This is a genomic window from Bacillus sp. YC2 (assembly GCF_019891195.1).
Lineage (GTDB): Bacteria > Bacillota > Bacilli > Bacillales > Bacillaceae > Bacillus.
The window spans coordinates 134,385-153,311 of the sequence record NZ_JAHXDO010000007.1; the positions used below are offsets into that span (position 1 = coordinate 134,385).

The following is an 18,927-nucleotide window of genomic DNA, read 5'->3' on the forward strand; positions in this document are numbered from 1 at the left end:
GGTGAATGATATGAAATTTAAAATGGCCTATTCTTTTTTAAATGACGATATTGATGTGATTGAAAGGGAGCTTGAGCAAACGGTTCGGTCTGATTATCCCCTGTTAAGTGAAGCGGGTCTTCATTTGCTGCAGGCGGGGGGCAAGCGGATCCGCCCTGTGTTCGTATTGCTTTCCGGCATGTTTGGCGACTATGACATTAATAAAATCAAATATGTGGCAGTGACGCTGGAGATGATTCATATGGCATCGCTTGTTCACGACGACGTCATTGATGATGCCGAACTGCGGAGGGGAAAACCGACCATTAAAGCCAAATGGGACAACCGCATTGCCATGTACACCGGTGATTACATGCTTGCCGGCTCACTAGAAATGATGACGAGATTAGATGAGCCGAAAGCCCATCGGATCCTGTCCAAAACCATCGTAGAAGTATGCCTCGGAGAAATTGAACAAATCAAAGACAAATACAATATGGAACAAAACCTCAGAACCTATTTGCGCCGCATCAAACGAAAAACGGCTCTTCTCATCGCCGTCAGCTGCCAGCTTGGCGCAATTGCCTCAGGAGCCGATGAAAAGATTCACAAAGCATTATATTGGTTCGGTTATTATGTGGGAATGTCCTATCAAATCATTGATGATATTCTTGATTTTACATCAACTGAAGAAGAGCTGGGAAAACCCGTCGGAGGAGATCTTTTGCAGGGGAATGTCACCTTGCCTGTTTTGTACGCGCTGCATCAGCCTGAATTGAAAAATCAGCTGAAGCTAATTAACAGCGAGACAACGCAGGAGCAGCTCGCGCCGATCATTGAAAATATTAAACGGACGGACGCGATTGAAAAATCAATGGCCGTCAGTGAAAGATATTTAAAAAAAGCATTTGAGCAGCTGAATACATTGCCGAGAGGCCGGGCACGTTCTTCATTGGCCGCGATCGCAAAATATATCGGCAAACGGAAGTTTTAAGTCCTTTACGAACAAGATGTGAACTTTCTCCGCCCCGGATTGATTAATTGTCAGAAAGATGTTACGATTTCGGTGTGCAACTTGAAAGCCTATACATAATGATGGGGTGGAGAATCTTATGGAAAAAACTTTTATCATGGTAAAGCCGGACGGCGTACAGCGCCAGCTGATCGGAGAAATTTTATCCAGGTTTGAACGTAAGGGCTTACAATTGGCAGGAGCCAAGCTGTTGTCGGTTTCTGAACAAATGGCTGAAAATCATTATGCTGAGCATAAAGGAAAACCGTTTTTCGGCGAGCTTGTGGAGTTTATTACGTCAGGTCCTGTATTTGCGATGGTATGGGAAGGCGAAAATGTCATTGATATCACAAGACAGCTGATCGGAAAAACAAATCCGAAAGAAGCGCTGCCGGGCACGATTCGCGGAGACTTCGGAATGTTTGTCGGTAAAAATATTATTCACGGCTCTGATTCGTTAGAAAGCGCTGAACGTGAAATTCAAATTTTCTTTAAGCAAGAAGAGCTTGTGCCGTATCAAAAACTGCTGGCCGATTGGGTGTACTAAACCATAACGGCCTTTCTTTTCTTGTTTTATGTAAAGGTTTACAATTTTCGTGAAGGACAGAGTCAGCGGTACTCTGTCTTTTTTGTTTTTCATAAATCAGCCAACCGGCTGATTTTTTTATTGAAATCGTACAATTTAGAAAGAAAACAGGCTATACTAGGACAAAAGACAGCGAGATTGGGAGAGAAGCAATGGAGCCATACGAGATTTTTATCACCAAGTGGAAAAAAATGACTGGCGTTGATCTATCTTTATACAAAGAAGCCCAAATGAAAAGAAGGCTGACATCACTTTACGAAAAAAAGGGGTTCGGAGATTTTCAGCAATTCGCCGAAGCTCTTGAAAAAGACAAGCTCTTATTGAATGAAACATTAGACAGAATGACGATTAATGTTTCTGAATTTTACCGTAATTATAAAAGGTGGGAAGTTCTTGAAACATCAATACTTCCTTTATTAAAGAAAAATAAGCCGTTAAAAATATGGAGTGCGGCCTGCTCAACGGGGGAAGAGCCCTATACTTTGGCTATGATTCTTGATCAGCAGAAAGAGCTTCCCGGCTTTCAAATATTAGCGACTGATATAGATGAAAAAGCGCTCAGTAAAGCAAAACAAGGAATCTACCAGGAGCGTTCGCTTCAAGAGGTGCCGTCTTCCGTGAAAAACCGGTATTTCTTGAAGCAGGCCGATAACAGCTATCAAGTAAAACATGAGATCCAAAAAAACATTCGTTTTAAGCGGCACAACTTGCTTGCAGACAGCTATGAGCAGGATTTTGACCTGATTGTCTGCCGCAACGTCTTTATTTATTTCACTGAAAAAGCGAAAGAAGAGCTGTATGTGAAAATGGCTGACAGCTTAAAGAAAAACGGTATTTTATTTGTCGGCAGCACAGAACAGATTTTTAATCCGGAGAAATTCGGGCTTGAAAGCACGGATACGTTTTTTTATCAAAAAAGATAGAAGACTTTTTATGAAAACTTGTGGTATAGTTTTACTTAAAAGCGTTAATGCGATGAAGGGAGTAGAAGGAATGAGATATTTAACAGCCGGTGAATCACACGGCCCTCAACTGACGACAATTATTGAAGGTGTGCCTGCAGGGCTTTATATAACTGAGGAAGATATTAATTTTGAGCTTGCCAGACGCCAAAAAGGCCACGGCCGCGGACGCCGCATGCAGATCGAGACGGATCAGGCTAAAATCATGAGCGGGGTGCGTCATGCCCGGACTCTTGGTTCACCGATTGCGCTTGTCGTGGAAAATAAGGACTGGACCCACTGGACAAAAATCATGGGCGCTGCTCCGATTACAAAAGAAGAAGAAAGTGAAATGAAACGCCAAATTTCAAGACCGAGACCGGGGCACGCCGATTTAAACGGCGCTATTAAGTATAATCACCGCGATATGAGAAATGTGTTAGAACGATCTTCCGCGCGTGAAACAACGGTTCGGGTGGCTGCGGGCGCTGTCGCTAAAAAGATTCTGGCGGAGCTTGGCATTACAGTAGCAGGACACGTTTTAGAAATAGGCGGGGTGAAGGCTGACAAAACTGATTACACGTCAATCGAAGATTTGCAGCGGGTGACCGAGGAATCACCGGTCAGATGTTACGATGAAGAAGCGGGCCGTAAAATGATGGCGGCTATAGATGAAGCGAAAGCAAACGGCGACTCAATCGGCGGAATCGTAGAAGTGATCGTCGAAGGCATACCTGTCGGCGTCGGCAGCTACGTTCACTATGACCGCAAGCTTGACAGTAAGCTTGCCGCGGCTGTCTTGTCCATTAATGCATTTAAGGGCGTTGAGTTTGGCATCGGCTTTGAAGCGGCCGGCAAAAACGGCAGTGAGGTTCATGATGAAATCATTTGGGATGAGGAAAAAGGCTATACGCGTGCGACAAACCGCCTTGGCGGGTTGGAAGGCGGTATGACGACAGGAATGCCGATTGTCGTCCGCGGTGTCATGAAGCCGATCCCGACCTTGTACAAACCGCTGAAAAGCGTTGATATTGAAACGAAAGAGCCGTTTTCTGCAAGCATTGAGCGTTCAGACAGCTGCGCAGTTCCCGCAGCAAGCGTAGTGGCAGAAGCAGCAGTGGCCTGGGAAATTGCCAATGCCGTCGTAGAACAATTTGGCCTGGACCAAATCGACCGCATAAAAGAAAATGTAGAAAACATGAGAAAACTGTCGAGGGAATTCTGATGAAAGAGCTTGAGGTACGTACTGCTTCCTCATCGTATCCCGTTTATATCGGTGAAGGTATAAGAAAACAGGCCGCTGCATTTTTGACTTCACTGAACAGACCGCTGACGAAAATTTTACTTGTGACAGATGCTGAAGTCGACCGCCTGTACGGCGATGATATGTATCAGCTCTTAAGCGAAAATTGGCCCGTAAAAAAAGTCATTGTGCCGAGCGGTGAAGAAGCGAAGTCCATGGAAATGTATGAACGGATTCAAACGGAAGCCATTTCTTTTCATATGGACCGCTCCTCGTGTATGATCGCATTCGGAGGCGGTGTCACAGGTGATTTGGCAGGTTTTTGCGCAGCGACTTTTATGCGCGGAATTGATTTTATTCAAATGCCGACGACGCTGCTTGCCCATGACAGCGCGGTTGGCGGCAAGGTGGCTGTTAATCATAAGCTCGGGAAGAACTTAATCGGCGCGTTTTATCAGCCGAAAGCGGTGATTTATGATACGGAGCTTTTACAAACATTGCCGGAACAAGAGCTGAGATCGGGCATGGCCGAAGTGATTAAACATGCGTTTATCGCCGATCACGCTTTTTTAGAGAAGCTGCTTGGGCTTCAAACATTAAACGGACTGACGAGCGATGATTTGAATGAGATGATTTATAAAGGCATTTCTATTAAATCAGCCGTTGTGCAAGAGGACGAAAAGGAAGAGGGAATCAGAGCTTTCTTGAATTTCGGGCATACGCTCGGCCACGCCATTGAAGCTGAATACGGGTACGGTCAAATCACACACGGAGATGCGGTAGCCCTCGGCATGCAGTTTGCTCTTTTTGTAAGTGAACAGGCTGCTGGATGCCGAATGGACAGAAAAAGGCTCACAGAGTGGCTGAGAGGGCTCGGCTATCCCGGCACAATCAGAAATGATATCAAAACGTCCGTTCTTTCCGGCCGGATGATGAATGACAAAAAAACGCGCGGAGGCATGATCCAGTTCATTGTCTTAAAGGAATTAGGCAAAGCAAGAGACCTTATGCTTTCAAGAGATGAGCTGGAGAATTGGCTGAACAAGTGGCGAATGGAGGAGACAGCATGATGATACGCGGCATTCGCGGAGCAACGACGGTGGAACAAGACACCGAACAAGAAATTTTAGAAAAAACGCAGCAGCTGCTTGAAAAAATCATTAAGGAAAATCAAACAAAGCCGGAAGATGTTGTGCAAATACTGTTATCCGCCACTCCTGATCTTCATTCCGTTTTCCCTGCTAAAGCGGTTCGGCGCTTTTCCGGCTGGCAGTATGTGCCGGTGACGTGCATGCAGGAAATGGACGTGAACGGCGCCCTGAAAAAGTGTATTCGGGTCATGATGACCGTTCAGACGGATACGCCTCAAGATGAGATCAGGCACGTATATTTAGAAAAAGCAGTTGTGTTAAGGCCAGATTTATCATTGACAAAAAATGCTGAATTGTAATACGATAAACAAAGCTTAGAAATACACAGAAGTGTGTATAAAGCAAAAGCAAGACCTTGAAACAGCTGAGTTTAGAATAGGGTAGCAGAGAATGAGTTTAGCCTGAGCTGAGATAAACTAGTCTTTATTCTGCCCAAAAGAGCCTTCTTTTGGGTTTATTTTTTATCCGTACAATCCCTCTCACTCTTCATCTCATTCTCCTTCCCGTAAGGAGGAGAAGCATGAACATACAATCGGATGTTTCCTTATTTTTAAAGGACAGTCTGACACACCGCACAGTTCCGATCGCAGAGACATTTACGGTTGACACGATCACACCCATTCAAATGGTAGAAAAACTGGACAGGAACATTACGTATCTGCTGGAAAGTAAGGATGATACGTCAAGCTGGTCAAGATATTCCTTTATCGGCCTCGACCCGTTTACCACAATTAAAGAGAGTGATAACAAGTTCACCGCTGCCGATTCAAAAGGGCAAACGCTTTTTACGGCCGGCGAATTAAAAGCAGTCCTTGACTGGATGAATGAAAGTTTTCTGATTAAAACTCCCGACATTGATATCCCATTTTCAGGCGGAGCCGTCGGTTACTTGAGCTATGATATGATTCCGCTTATAGAGCCTTCCGTGCCAAGCCACGCAAAAGAAACGGATTTTGCAAAATGCATGCTGTTTGTCTGCCGAAAAATCATCGCGTACGATCATGAAACGAAACAAGTGCATTTTATTCAATATGCAGCGCTTAACGGCCAAGAGACAGACGAAGAAAAATGGGCTGTTTTTGAAGAAAATTGCGCGGAACTTCAGCAGCTTATTGACACTTTAACAGAACCGAAAAACGTGAAAGAACTGTTTTTTTCAAAAGAAACCTGTGACACGCCAAGCTTTGCCGGCGTCTCTTCCAATTATCAGAAAGAAGAGTTTATGGCAGATGTCCGCAAACTAAAAGAATATATAAAAGCGGGAGACATTTTTCAAGGGGTGCTTTCACAGAAGTTCGAGATCCCGGTATCTCGAGATTCGTTTGAGCTGTACAGAGTGCTGCGAATCATCAATCCGTCCCCTTATATGTATTATATAAAACTGCCGGACAGGGATATCGTTGGCAGCTCGCCGGAGCGTTTAATCCGCGTACATGACAGGCATTTAGAAATCCACCCGATTGCCGGAACGAGGAAAAGGGGGGCCGGGAAAAAAGAGGATGAGCGCCTGAAAAGAGAACTGATGAATGATGAGAAGGAAAAGGCCGAACATTATATGCTCGTTGATCTTGCGCGCAATGACATCGGCAGAGTGGCGGAGCATGGGTCAGTCTCTGTGCCTGAATTTACGAAAATCGTGTCCTTCTCCCATGTGATGCACATCATTTCGATTGTGACCGGACGCTTGAAACAAGGCATCCATCCTGTTGACGCGCTGATGTCTGCATTTCCGGCAGGCACGCTTACAGGCGCTCCGAAAATACGTGCGATGCAGCTTTTACATGAACTGGAGCCGACACCCCGGGAAACATACGGCGGATGTATCGCTTATATCGGATTTGACGGTTCGATTGATTCATGTATCACGATACGCACAATGAGTGTCAAAAACGGTACAGCGTCCATTCAAGCGGGGGCCGGGATCGTAGCTGATTCTGTCCCAGAAGCCGAATATGAAGAGAGCTGCAATAAAGCGGGGGCGCTCTTAAGAACGATTCAGATCGCCGAAGACATCTTTTCAGGCAGGGAGGAGAAGACGGATGAACAAATTTCTGCAGCTTTGCGTTAATGGAAGCACACTTACTGCCGATGAGGCGGAGCAGCTGATGGAGATGATGATGAACGGTGAAATGAGTCAGCCGGAGATAGGCGGGATATTATCCGTTTTAGCCCACCGCGGGGAAACGGCAGAGGAGCTTGCAGGGTTTGTAAAGGTCATGCATGCCCGTGCGCGGACGGCGGAAGGCTTGCCGGACGTCGTTGATACGTGCGGGACAGGCGGAGACGGACTTTCTACGTTTAATATATCGACCGCAGCCGCCATCACAGCCTCTGCAGCCGGAGCCAAAGTTGCCAAACATGGGAACCGCTCCGTCTCATCTAAAAGCGGAAGCGCGGATGTTCTGGAAAAACTCGGGGTATCAATTCAGGCCACTCCTGACAGCGTCAAACGGAGCATTCAAACGAAACAGATGGGATTTCTGTTTGCTCCATTGTTTCATTCGTCTATGAAACACGTAGCCGCTGCGAGAAAAGAGCTCGGCTTCAGAACCGTTTTTAATCTGCTCGGCCCGCTCAGCAATCCGTTGCAGACAAAGCGGCAGGTGATCGGTGTCTACTCGGCAGAAAAGGCGCGGCTGATGGCGAGTGCTCTTGAACGATTTGATGTAAGGCACGTGCTTCTCGTTTCCGGCCATGACGGGTTAGATGAGCTGTCGATTACATCACCGACCGATGTGATTGAGCTGAAAGACGGAGAACGGCGCGAATATACCGTATCACCGGAACAATTCGGTTTAGAAACAGGCTCACTGAAGGATATTCAGGTGCAGTCACCGGAAGAGAGCGCCTGTCTCATTCAGAATATTTTTGCAAATCAATGCGTCCCGTCCGCTCTGCATATTACCGCTTTAAATGCGGGAGCGGCGATCTATACCGCAGGCATTGCAAATAGCCTGAGAGAAGGAACAGAGGCCGCTTTAGAAACGATTAAAAACGGAGATGCCAAAAGGCAGCTTGAACGTCTGAAACAGAAAGAGGAAGAAATCTATGCTTGATCAAATCATCAAACAAAAAAAAGAAGAAGTGAAATCAATTATTTTACCGGAAACCTGTCAGATCGAACGGCGCTCCTTTAAAGAAGCGCTCGCTCATCCGAACCGTTTTATCGGGTTAATCGCCGAGGTGAAAAAAGCATCGCCGTCGAAAGGGCTGATCAAAGAGCATTTCGTCCCGGAAGCAATTGCGGCAGATTACGAAGCAGCAAGGGCTGATGCGCTTTCTGTCCTGACGGATACACGTTTTTTTCAAGGGGACAATCAATATTTGACAGATATCAAACAGACCGTTTCTCTTCCTGTGCTCAGAAAAGATTTTATTATCGATTCCGTTCAGGTGGAAGAATCATATCGGATCGGGGCCGACGCTATATTGCTGATCGGAGAAGTGCTGGAGCCTGTACAGCTTCACGAGCTTTACACGGAGGCCCGGGAGAAGGGCATGGATGTTCTCGTTGAAGTCCATGACGAAGCAGTGCTTGAACAGATTTTAAAGGTGTTTCAGCCGGAGATTCTCGGCATTAACAACCGCGACTTGAAGACGTTTCGCACGTCTGTCGTTCAAACGGAAAAAATAGCTGCGCTTGTGCCGGACGGCTGTCTGTTAATAAGCGAAAGCGGTATCGGCTCTTTAGAGGATTTGCAATTCGTCAAGGAACACGGAGCGCAGGCTGTTCTGATCGGAGAATCATTGATGAGGCAGGACTCGCAGCAGCAGGCGATCCGCCGTTTGTTTGGAGAGTGAGGACGTGGAAAACCCTGAATTAAAATACTGCGGTATCCGCTCGGAGCATGATTATAAGCTTGCAGCGGCCTCACAAGCGGATTATCTCGGATTTATTTTTGCCGAAAGCAAACGAAAAGTCACGCCCGGCGACGTGCAGAAATGGTTCGTACGGTCTGAGACAGATAAAAAACGCGTCGGGGTTTTTGTTAATGAGACTGCGGAAAATATCAGCCGCACCGCAGCAGATCTCTCACTTGATGTCATTCAGCTGCACGGAGACGAATCACCCGAAGATGCCCGCCGTCTCCGCCCGCTTGTGCGCTGTGAAATATGGAAGGCGCTCCATCATCATGAAGGGACGCTTCAGCAGATGACACAATTTGAAAGCGCAGTTGACGGCTATGTCATTGATTCCTCCGTAAAAGGAATGAGAGGCGGAACCGGCATCACCTTTTCATGGGATCGCGTTCCCCTATACAGAAATCAGGCCCGGCATGCAAAAAAGCGCTGTTTTATCGCAGGCGGCGTTAATCCGGAAACGATAACAGATTTACTCAAATGGCGCCCCGGCGGCATTGACCTTGCAAGCGGAATTGAAAAAAACGGACAAAAGAATAGAACACTGATCCGGCTTTTAGAAGAAAGGATGAACCAATATGTATCCATATCCAAATGAAATCGGAAGATACGGCGAATTCGGAGGCAAATTTGTCCCTGAAACATTGATGCAGCCGCTGGAAGAAATCGAAAAAGCCTTCAAAGAATTAAAAGACGACCCGGCTTTCCACGCTGAATTTAAAAAACTGCTGTTTGATTATTCCGGCAGGCCGACGGCTTTAACCTTCGCCGACCGGGTGTCGGAGTATTTGGGAGGGGCTAAAATTTATCTGAAAAGAGAAGATTTAAACCACACGGGGTCCCACAAAATCAATAACGCATTAGGTCAGATTCTGCTTGCTGAAAAAATGGGCAAAACAAAAATCATTGCTGAAACAGGTGCGGGGCAGCATGGCGTAGCCGCTGCAACGGTTGCCGCGAAATTCGGTTTTGACTGCACGGTCTTCATGGGGGAAGAGGACGTTGCTCGCCAGTCGCTTAACGTGTTCCGGATGAAATTGCTCGGAGCAAAGGTTGTGCCGGTCTCAAGCGGAAACGGTACGCTGAAGGATGCGACAAATGAAGCCATCAGGTATTGGGTGCAGCATTGTGAGGATCACTTCTACCTCATCGGTTCTGTAGTCGGTCCGCATCCCTATCCGTATATCGTCCGTGAATTCCAAAAGATGATTGGTGAGGAAGCAAAAGAGCAGCTCCGGCAGATGGAAGGATCGCTTCCGGATAAGGTGATCGCGTGTGTGGGCGGAGGCAGCAATGCGATGGGCATCTTTCAGGCCTTTTTAGAAGAAGGCACAGAACTGGTCGGTGCCGAAGCGGCCGGAAAAGGAATTGACACGCCGCTGCACGCTGCCACGATTGCAAAAGGCACGCTCGGTGTGATTCACGGATCAATGACCTATCTGATACAAGACCAGTACGGACAAATCATAGAACCGTATTCCATTTCAGCGGGGCTTGATTACCCCGGCATCGGGCCGGAGCACGCGTTTTTGCATAAGAGCGGGCGCGTGAAATATGAAAGCGTGACAGATGATGAAGCAATTGCTGCATTACGCCTGCTTTCTGAAAAAGAAGGCATTCTGCCGGCAATTGAATCAGCACATGCACTGGCAAAAGCGTTTGAAATGGCAAAAGAGATGGATAAGAACCAAATCATTCTCGTCAGTTTGTCGGGAAGAGGGGATAAGGACGTCCATACACTGATGAAAGTATTGGAAAACGAGGTGGAGACACATGTTTAATCTGAAAGCGTCAGAGAAGTTATTTATTCCTTTCATTACAGCAGGCGACCCGCTCCCCGAGGTATCGATTGAACTGGCGAAATCATTGCAAAAAGCCGGTGCCTCGGCGCTTGAAATCGGTGTGGCTTATACAGATCCGCTGGCTGACGGCCCTGTGATTCAACGGGCCTCAAAACGCGCCCTTAATAACGGGATGAATATTGTGAAGGCGATTGAACTTGGCGGACAAATGAAAAAAAACGGCGTTCATATTCCAATAATCCTCTTTACGTATTATAATCCTGTGTTACAATTAGACAAAGAATACTTTTTCGCTTTACTGCGGGAAAATCATATAGACGGATTGCTTGTTCCGGATCTTCCTTTGGAGGAGAGCGCCCTTTTGCAGGAGAAATGCCGGCAGGAGAAGGTGACTTATATTTCGCTGGTTGCTCCGACGAGTGAAAAACGTTTAAAAATAATTACTGAACAGGCCTGCGGCTTTGTGTATTGTGTATCCTCTTTAGGCGTGACAGGCGTCCGCAGCGGATTCGAGCCGTCTGCTTACTCCTTCATCCGCAAGGTAAAGGAATTAAGCTCTGTCCCGGTAGCAGTCGGTTTTGGCATTTCAAGCCGCAAACAGGTTGCTGAGATGAATGAAATATGCGACGGAGTTGTTGTCGGCAGCGCGCTTGTCAGAAAAATTGAAGAGCTTGAAAGCAGGCTCATGGATCCGGAAACAAGAGAGGATGCGCTGCTTGAATTTGAAGAATATGCGAAGACGTTTGGCGGGCTGTACAGTTTAAAATGAGGTGACTGGATTTGCAGATCAAAGAACAGCTGCGGCAGCTGAAACCTTATCAGCCGGGAAAACCAATAGAAGAAGTAAAAAGTGAATACGGGCTCGAAAAAATAGTAAAACTCGCCTCTAACGAAAATCCGTTCGGCTGTTCTCAAGCCGTTAAAGATGCGCTGCATCAGGAAATAGAGCAGCTGGCGCTGTACCCTGATGGATATAGTGCTGCTCTTAGAACGCGGCTGAGTGAGCATCTTCAGGTCAATGAATCGTCGATCATCTTCGGCAACGGTTCAGATGAGCTTGTGCAGATCATTTGCCGCTCTTTCTTACACGAGCAAACAAATACGATCACTGCCGCTCCAACCTTCCCGCAGTACAGACATAATGCGGTCATAGAAGGTGCTGAGGTGCGTGAAATACCGCTCCGTTCTGACGGCGCTCACGACTTGGAACAGATGCTTGAAGCGATTGACGGACAGACAAAGGTCGTGTGGGTGTGCAATCCGAATAATCCGACGGGGACGTATACGTCTGAAGGAGAGTTAATTTCCTTTTTAGACCGGGTGCCCGAGCATATTCTCGTTGTACTGGACGAAGCGTATTACGAATATGTCACCGCGGAAGATTACCCGGCGAGCATTCCGCTGTTAAAACAATATCCGAATATCATGATTTTACGTACATTCTCTAAGGCATACGGGCTTGCAGCGCTCCGCGTCGGATATGGAATCGCGAGTGAGGCTTTGATCCGCCAGATCGAACCCGTGAGAGAGCCGTTTAACACGAGCCGCATCGGCCAGGCTTCAGCATTGGCAGCTCTTGACGACCAGGCGTTTATTGAAGCCTGTGTTGAAAAGAATAAAGCCGGTTTGAAGCAGTATTATGACTTTGCAGAAACGCATGGTTTAACATGCTATCCTTCGCAAACAAACTTTGTGCTCATTGATTTTAACCGTCCGGCGGATGAACTGTTTCAAGCCTTGCTGGAAAAGGGGTATATCGTTCGATCAGGACAGGCGCTCGGATTTCCGACTGCACTCCGGATTACAGTCGGAACGAAGGAACAGAACGAGGAAATACTGACAATTTTAGCTGAATTATTATAAGAGGTGATCCAGCGTCACCTCTTTAATCTATTAAATTAGGTGATAAGGAAATGAATGATATGAAGGATACAATATTGCTTGCCGGGATAGGGCTGATCGGCGGGTCCATCGCATTAGCTATAAAAAAGCAGCACCCTCATAAACGGATCATCGGCGTAGATATATCAGAAGAACAGCTTAACGCCGCGCTGAAACTGGGCATTATCGATGAACGGGCGGATTCGTTTACAGAAGGCGCGCAAAAAGCGTCAGCCGTCATTATTGCCACGCCTGTCGCCCAAACGCTGCACATGCTGGATAAGCTGGCAGCATCAGACATCAGCCACGAACTGCTGATTACAGATGTGGGCAGCACAAAACAGAAAGTCGTCAGCTACGCCGATCAAGTGCTGCCTTCCCATTATCAATTTGTCGGCGGCCACCCGATGGCGGGTTCCCATAAGTCCGGCGCCGCTGCCGCGAAAGAGTTTCTATTTGAAAATGCGTTTTATATCTTAACGCCCGGACAATCAACATCAAAAGAATCAGTGGTGCAGCTGAAGGATTTGCTGAAAGCGACAAATGCGCATTTTGTTGAGATGACCCCTGAAGAGCATGACGGCGTAACAAGCGTGATCAGCCATTTTCCTCACATTGTCGCCGCAAGCCTCGTCCATCAGGCTCATCATTGTGAAGAAGATTATCCGCTTGTGAAGCGGTTCGCAGCCGGGGGATTTCGGGACATTACGAGGATTGCCTCAAGCAGTCCGGCAATGTGGAGAGACATTCTTTTGCACAACAAAGAAAAATTGCTTGAACGGTTCGAAGAGTGGAAACGTGAGATTGACACGATAGAATCATACGTAGAAAATGAAGATGCGGACAAACTGTTCGGCTACTTTAAAAAGGCGAAGGATTATCGCGACGGCCTGCCGCTGCGCCAAAAAGGGGCTATTCCGTCGTTTTATGATCTTTACGTTGATGTACCGGATCATCCGGGTGTGATCTCGGAAATTACGGCGATATTGGCGGAAGAACTTATCAGCATTACCAATATCCGCATTATTGAAACGAGAGAAGATATAAACGGGATTTTAAGAATCAGTTTCCAAACTGATGATGACCGCAAGCGGGCCGAGATCTGTATACAAAACCGCGCCAATTACGAAACATTTTACGCTGACTGAGGTGGAAAACAATGAAAAGAGAAAAAGTGCTGTCTTTAAACGGTGAAATCCATATTCCGGGTGATAAATCCATTTCTCACCGCTCTGTTATGTTCGGAGCGCTTGCAAAAGGAACGACAACGGTAAAAAACTTTTTGCCTGGAGCTGATTGCCTCAGCACCATCGCCTGCTTCAGAAAAATGGGTGTATCCATCGAACAAAATGGAAGTGATGTAACGATACACGGGAAAGGCATAGACGCTCTTTGTGAGCCTGACAGCCTTCTCGATGTCGGGAACTCAGGCACAACGATCCGACTGATGCTCGGCATCTTAGCCGGACGCCCTTTTCACAGTGCGGTAGCAGGCGACGAAAGCATTGCGAAACGTCCGATGAAACGGGTTACGGAGCCTTTAAAGCAGATGGGTGCCGTAATTGACGGAAGAGCAGACGGAGAATTTACGCCTTTATCGGTAAGAGGCGGAAATTTGACCGGCATCGATTATGTATCGCCTGTCGCCAGCGCACAGATTAAATCAGCCGTGCTGCTTGCCGGATTGCAGGCTGACGGAACGACGACCGTAACCGAGCCGCATAAATCAAGAGACCATACGGAACGGATGCTGAACGCTTTTGGCGTTGAGCTGTCTGAAACAAAAACGAGCGCTTCCGTAACAGGCGGGCAAGAGCTTCGGGCCGCAGACATTTTCGTGCCCGGTGATATTTCTTCGGCAGCCTATTTCCTTACAGCGGGAGCTATTGTTCCCGGAAGCAGGATTGTTTTGAAAAATGTCGGTTTAAACCCGACTCGCACGGGAATTATTGACGTCTTACAGCAGATGGGAGCGGCGCTTGAAGTCATTCCGTCTGAAACAGGAAGCACGGAGCCTTACGGAGATCTGATCATTGAATCCTCGGCTCTGAAAGCAGCGGAAATCGGCGGAGAGATCATCCCCCGCTTAATTGACGAAATTCCGATTATCGCCCTTTTAGCAACGCAGGCAGAAGGCACGACGATTATTAAAGATGCGGCAGAGCTGAAGGTAAAAGAAACGAACCGGATTGACACAGTCGTATCAGAGCTTCGTAAAATCGGGGCAGACATCGAGCCGACAGAGGACGGAATGAAAATACACGGCAGAAAAACGCTCGCTGGCGGTGCGTCTGTGTCAAGCCACGGCGATCACCGGATCGGTATGATGCTCGGCATCGCTTCGTGCCTGACACAGGAGCCGATTGAGATTTTGGAGACAGAAGCGATCCATGTTTCCTACCCGACATTTTTTGAGCATCTAAATCAATTAGCGAAAAAAGCCTGAAGAATCATCTTCGGGCTTTTTTCAGTGCGGAAATCATAAAATGAGGGGCTCGAACATAGCTTGTCTTAAACAGAAAAAATAAAGAAAGGGGGGATGCGTTTTCGTTACAGAAGCAGCCGGAGTGAAAAGCGCTGTTTTAGTATAAAGATGCCGTCTCCCTTTTTGCCGTTTTCCTGGTGCGGATTTTTTGATAAACTATAATGCCGGGTGAAGCATCTTATTTGCGGGCAGCTTCTGTCTGAATTATGATAAGGTTAACCCGAATAAAAACCCTTTTCATTGGTTGATGATGTATAGGAAAAGAAAGGACCGGTCTGATTTGAATACATTGATTCAAGAAGCCATAAAATTAGTTGAAGCAGGTGAAACCGAAAAGGGACTCGAAGCGCTTTCAAAAGCGGAAAAACAGCTTCACGACGAAGACAAAGCCATTGCAGCCCAGCTTTATTACGAATGGGGAAATGCCGAAAAAGCCATTTCACTGATCAGCGATTTGCATGACCTCTACCCAGAGGAGTCAGAACTGACGAATTTTTACGCAGAATTGCTAATAGATATTGATAAAGAAGAAAAAGCCCTCGAGGTGTTGGAGACAATCTCTCCGGAAGACCCGTCTTACCCGGAAAGCCTCCTTTTAATGGCCGATTTGTATCAGATGCAAGGCTTATTTGAAGTAAGTGAACAAAAGCTTTTACAGGCAAAAGCCATTTTAAAACAAGAACCTGTCATTGATTTCGCATTAGGCGAATTATACTTTACCCAAGGATCATATGCAAAAGCCGTGCCGTATTTTAAAGAAACGGCAAGAGAACAAAGTGAGATCGGCGGTGTAAACGTTCACCAGCGATTGGCTGAATCACTAAGCGCCGCAGGTGAATTTGAAGAAGCGATTTCATGGTATGAAAAAGCGGCAGAGGAAAATACAGAACCAAATACGATTTTCGGCTACGGATTCACCGCTTATCAAGCAGGTATGGTCAAAACGGCCATTAAACAGCTGTCAGACCTGAAAGGGCTTGATCCGTCTTATTCATCGCTTTATATGCCGCTTGCTAAAAGCTACGAGACAGAAGGCATGTATGAAGAAGCATTAAAAACCGCTAAAGAGGGCATCACATACGATGAATACAATAAAGAGCTTTTTCTTTATGCGGCGAAAATGGCTTTAAAGCTCGGGAATGAAGAGGAAGGCAAGACACTTCTTCAGGAAGCGCTGGCGCTTGACCCGGGTTATGTGGAAGCGCTCCACACCCTGCTGGCCGTTTACCATAAAGAAGAAAGTTTTGAACAGATCATTGATTTGATTCAGGAAGTCCGCAGCTACGGCGAAGAAGATCCGAAATACAATTGGTATTTGGCGAGCGCCTATACCGGCCTTGAGCAATATGATGAAGCGAAAAAAAGCTTCGAAGCCGCGTATCTCCACTATCAAGAGGATCGGGATTTCTTATATGAATACGCTCATTTCTTATTAGAAGAGGGCCTCCAAAAAGAAGCGCTGCCGCTTTTGAAACAAGTGCTCACGATGGATGGGGCAAATGAAGAGCTTGAAGAAACAATCTTACGGATAGAGGATGAATTTTTAAGATAAGCAGGATTTTCTGCCATGCTTGTTGAATGTATAAGTAATATGAGATTATACGATCGATAGAGGAGGGAATTACATGCAGACCCCTGTTTCTGTCAATGAAAAAAAGGATTTTATCCGTTGGTTTTTAAATCATTATCAGCTTAAACGCCGGGAGTGCGTCTGGATTTTAAATTATTTAATGAGCCATGATTCATTAATGGAAAAAGTCCATTTCGTAGAACAAGCTGAGTTTTGCCCAAGAGGCATTATCATGTCTACTCATTGTGTTGAAGAGGTGCCGTTTCGGTTTTATAAAGAAAATGTCATGACCACTGACGCCGAAAAATCTTTTCATGATATCCGATTAAATAAACAGCAGGATCTTTTTATCCAATTAAATTTCCGTTCAGCCTACAGCTCGCCTGAATATGCTGCGGTGCTTGAATCTAACCCGCACCTGCCGAAGGATCTGTTTGAAAATAAAAAGGATCAAGGCATGGCCGAACAAATATTGGAACATGCGATTTCCGAATTCCAGCGGGAAAAATTGCTCAAAGATATCGATGATGCGTTAGACCGTCATGATAAAGAAGCCTTTGAACAGCTTTCACGCCAATTGAAACAGCTCACATAAATGACAGCCTTGCAGCACATGCAAGGCTTGTTTCCGTAAAAAAGGAGGAATCAGACATGAGATGGAGGGCCGCTGATGCCGACGTCTACTTACAGTCTATGGATTACATTGATACCGCTATCATTCCTTTAATTTCCATAAAATCACCAGGCGGTTTAAAAGAGGCGGCTGAACAGGGGGAAAGCACTCAATTGCTTTCAGAAGAGCTTGAGCGCCAATTAAAGGGACGGGTATATTTATTCCCCTCATATACATATGTTGATATAGATCAAACTCAAATCAGCCAGCTCCAAAAGGTCAAAGAAGAGGTGATGTCTCAGTTTCGGCATGCCGTATTTCTGACGGCAGACGAGAAATGGAAGGACTCAGAGATAGGGCCTGATGTCATTTACATACCGGCCGTTCCGTTTGAACATATGAAAGATTCTTTAAAGAGAAAGATAGCCGATGACAAGTGCGGGGAAATTTTGAACGTTTTGTTACAGAAGTGGAACAATTCGTAAAAACACCTGCATTTCCCGCAAAACAGCCGTTTTTCCTCTGTTGACCTTGCTGAGAGATTCATATATTATGAGGGTGTCATATCTCAGAATTATTTTCTATTTTAGTTAATTTTTGGTCAATCTTTAGGGGGGGAAGAGATGGGCGGAAAACACGATATATCAAGACGGCAATTTTTAAATTATGCGCTCACCGGCGTAGGGGGATTTATGGCCGCCAGTGCGCTTATGCCTATGGTGCGTTTTGCTTTGGACCCGGTTTTAAAACCGACCGGAAATCAAAAAATGGTGCAGGTTGTCAGCGTAGATGAGCTGACAAAAGAACCGAAGCGCTTTGACTTTAAAATTCATCAAGTCGACGCGTGGTACGAATCGGAGGAATCCAGATCAGCCTGGGTCTATAAACACGGGGATGAAATTGTAGCGCTTTCACCGATTTGTAAGCATTTGGGGTGCACCGTCAACTGGAACAACGATCCTAAAAATCCGAATAAGTTCTTTTGTCCCTGCCATTACGGGCTGTATGAAAAAGACGGCACGAATGTCCCCGGCACGCCGCCGCTCGCGCCTCTTGACCGTTATGAGCAAAAAGTGAAGGACGGCTTTTTGTATCTTGGAAAAGCGAAGCCTAGGGGGGAAGGGTGACATGCTGAATAAAATTTATGACTGGGTGGATGAACGTCTCGATATTACGCCGATGTGGCGGGATATTGCCGATCATGAGGTGCCGGAACATGTGAATCCCGCCCATCATTTCTCGGCTTTTGTATACTGTTTTGGAGGTCTCACGTTTTTTGTAACCGTTATCCAAGTGCTGTCCGGGATGTTTTTAACGATGTATTATGTGCCGGATATAAAAAATGCATGGGAATCAGTTTATTATTTGCAGAATGAAGTCGCTTTCGGACAGATCGTACGGGGAATGCATCACTGGGGCGCTAGTTTAGTTATTGTTATGATGTTTTTACATACGCTGAGGGTTTTCTTTCAGGGGGCTTATAAAAAGCCGCGGGAGTTGAACTGGATCGTCGGTGTGTTAATTTTCTTTGTCATGCTCGGCCTCGGTTTTACAGGATACTTGCTTCCTTGGGACATGAAGGCGCTGTTTGCGACAAAGGTCGGTCTTCAAATAGCTGAAGCGACGCCGCTGATCGGAGCGCAGGTGAAAACCCTTCTTGCCGGTCACCACGATATTGTCGGCGCTCAAACGCTGACGAGATTTTTTGCGATTCACGTATTTTTTCTCCCTGCCGCTTTGTTTGCGCTCATGGGCGCGCATTTTGTCATGATCCGCAAGCAGGGAATTTCAGGGCCGCTTTAA

The 18,927-nt window shown here is 46.4% G+C and carries 20 protein-coding genes; all 20 read left to right on the forward strand.

What is annotated here, in order from left to right; translation table 11 throughout:
- Window positions 1-10 precede the first annotated feature (10 nt).
- Window positions 11-973: a heptaprenyl diphosphate synthase component II gene (gene hepT, locus KY305_RS13110; protein WP_061520948.1), complete on the forward strand. Its 963-nt coding sequence runs from the start codon at window positions 11-13 to the stop codon at window positions 971-973.
- Window positions 974-1,091: 118 nt separating this feature from the next.
- Window positions 1,092-1,538 (forward strand): nucleoside-diphosphate kinase, encoded by a 447-nt coding sequence (ndk, locus tag KY305_RS13115; RefSeq protein WP_223062903.1) that lies wholly within the window; start codon window positions 1,092-1,094, stop codon window positions 1,536-1,538.
- Between the two features lie 191 nt (window positions 1,539-1,729).
- Window positions 1,730-2,500, forward strand: coding sequence for a CheR family methyltransferase (locus tag KY305_RS13120; RefSeq protein WP_223062904.1), 771 nt, complete (start codon window positions 1,730-1,732; stop codon window positions 2,498-2,500).
- A 70-nt stretch (window positions 2,501-2,570) separates the two neighbouring features.
- A complete protein-coding gene (gene aroC / locus KY305_RS13125; RefSeq protein WP_223062905.1) occupies window positions 2,571-3,743 on the forward strand; it encodes a chorismate synthase in 1,173 nt (390 codons plus the stop codon).
- Window positions 3,743-4,831 (forward strand): 3-dehydroquinate synthase, encoded by a 1,089-nt coding sequence (gene aroB, locus KY305_RS13130; protein WP_223062906.1) that lies wholly within the window; start codon window positions 3,743-3,745, stop codon window positions 4,829-4,831. Before aroC ends, aroB begins: the two co-directional genes overlap by 1 nt.
- Window positions 4,828-5,211 carry a chorismate mutase gene (gene aroH, locus KY305_RS13135; protein WP_223062907.1) on the forward strand — a complete coding sequence of 128 codons (384 nt, stop codon included), beginning with the start codon at window positions 4,828-4,830 and terminating at the stop codon, window positions 5,209-5,211. Before aroB ends, aroH begins: the two co-directional genes overlap by 4 nt.
- 221 nt (window positions 5,212-5,432) lie before the next feature.
- On the forward strand, window positions 5,433-6,980 hold the full coding sequence (trpE, locus tag KY305_RS13140) for an anthranilate synthase component I (protein ID WP_223062908.1): 1,548 nt from the start codon (window positions 5,433-5,435) through the stop codon (window positions 6,978-6,980).
- On the forward strand, window positions 6,952-7,968 hold the full coding sequence (trpD, locus tag KY305_RS13145; protein WP_223062909.1) for an anthranilate phosphoribosyltransferase: 1,017 nt from the start codon (window positions 6,952-6,954) through the stop codon (window positions 7,966-7,968). Before trpE ends, trpD begins: the two co-directional genes overlap by 29 nt.
- Entirely contained in the window at window positions 7,961-8,713 is a 753-nt protein-coding gene (gene trpC, locus KY305_RS13150) for an indole-3-glycerol phosphate synthase TrpC (RefSeq protein ID WP_223062910.1), read from the forward strand. Before trpD ends, trpC begins: the two co-directional genes overlap by 8 nt.
- 4 nt (window positions 8,714-8,717) lie before the next feature.
- Window positions 8,718-9,371 carry a phosphoribosylanthranilate isomerase gene (locus tag KY305_RS13155; RefSeq protein WP_223062911.1) on the forward strand — a complete coding sequence of 218 codons (654 nt, stop codon included), beginning with the start codon at window positions 8,718-8,720 and terminating at the stop codon, window positions 9,369-9,371.
- Window positions 9,352-10,554 carry a tryptophan synthase subunit beta gene (gene trpB / locus KY305_RS13160; RefSeq protein WP_223062912.1) on the forward strand — a complete coding sequence of 401 codons (1,203 nt, stop codon included), beginning with the start codon at window positions 9,352-9,354 and terminating at the stop codon, window positions 10,552-10,554. Before KY305_RS13155 ends, trpB begins: the two co-directional genes overlap by 20 nt.
- Entirely contained in the window at window positions 10,547-11,344 is a 798-nt protein-coding gene (trpA, locus tag KY305_RS13165) for a tryptophan synthase subunit alpha (protein WP_223062913.1), read from the forward strand. Before trpB ends, trpA begins: the two co-directional genes overlap by 8 nt.
- Window positions 11,345-11,355: 11 nt before the next feature.
- Window positions 11,356-12,438 carry a histidinol-phosphate transaminase gene (gene hisC, locus KY305_RS13170; RefSeq protein ID WP_223062914.1) on the forward strand — a complete coding sequence of 361 codons (1,083 nt, stop codon included), beginning with the start codon at window positions 11,356-11,358 and terminating at the stop codon, window positions 12,436-12,438.
- A gap of 50 nt (window positions 12,439-12,488) precedes the next feature.
- Window positions 12,489-13,604, forward strand: coding sequence for a prephenate dehydrogenase (locus KY305_RS13175; RefSeq protein WP_223062915.1), 1,116 nt, complete (start codon window positions 12,489-12,491; stop codon window positions 13,602-13,604).
- Between the two features lie 11 nt (window positions 13,605-13,615).
- The gene (gene aroA, locus KY305_RS13180; protein WP_223062916.1) at window positions 13,616-14,902 is read left to right on the forward strand and encodes a 3-phosphoshikimate 1-carboxyvinyltransferase; all 1,287 of its coding nucleotides are present in this window, start codon (window positions 13,616-13,618) and stop codon (window positions 14,900-14,902) included.
- A gap of 319 nt (window positions 14,903-15,221) precedes the next feature.
- Window positions 15,222-16,493: a tetratricopeptide repeat protein gene (locus tag KY305_RS13185; protein WP_223062917.1), complete on the forward strand. Its 1,272-nt coding sequence runs from the start codon at window positions 15,222-15,224 to the stop codon at window positions 16,491-16,493.
- Between the two features lie 73 nt (window positions 16,494-16,566).
- Entirely contained in the window at window positions 16,567-17,106 is a 540-nt protein-coding gene (locus KY305_RS13190; protein WP_214814264.1) for a ReoY family proteolytic degradation factor, read from the forward strand.
- Window positions 17,107-17,162: 56 nt separating this feature from the next.
- Window positions 17,163-17,609, forward strand: a complete 447-nt coding sequence (locus KY305_RS13195; protein WP_223062918.1) for a YpiF family protein — start codon at window positions 17,163-17,165, stop codon at window positions 17,607-17,609.
- A 138-nt stretch (window positions 17,610-17,747) separates the two neighbouring features.
- Window positions 17,748-18,251, forward strand: a complete 504-nt coding sequence (locus KY305_RS13200) for a Rieske (2Fe-2S) protein (protein ID WP_061520966.1) — start codon at window positions 17,748-17,750, stop codon at window positions 18,249-18,251.
- A 1-nt stretch (window position 18,252) separates the two neighbouring features.
- Window positions 18,253-18,927, forward strand: a complete 675-nt coding sequence (gene qcrB / locus KY305_RS13205) for a menaquinol-cytochrome c reductase cytochrome b subunit (RefSeq protein ID WP_003153485.1) — start codon at window positions 18,253-18,255, stop codon at window positions 18,925-18,927.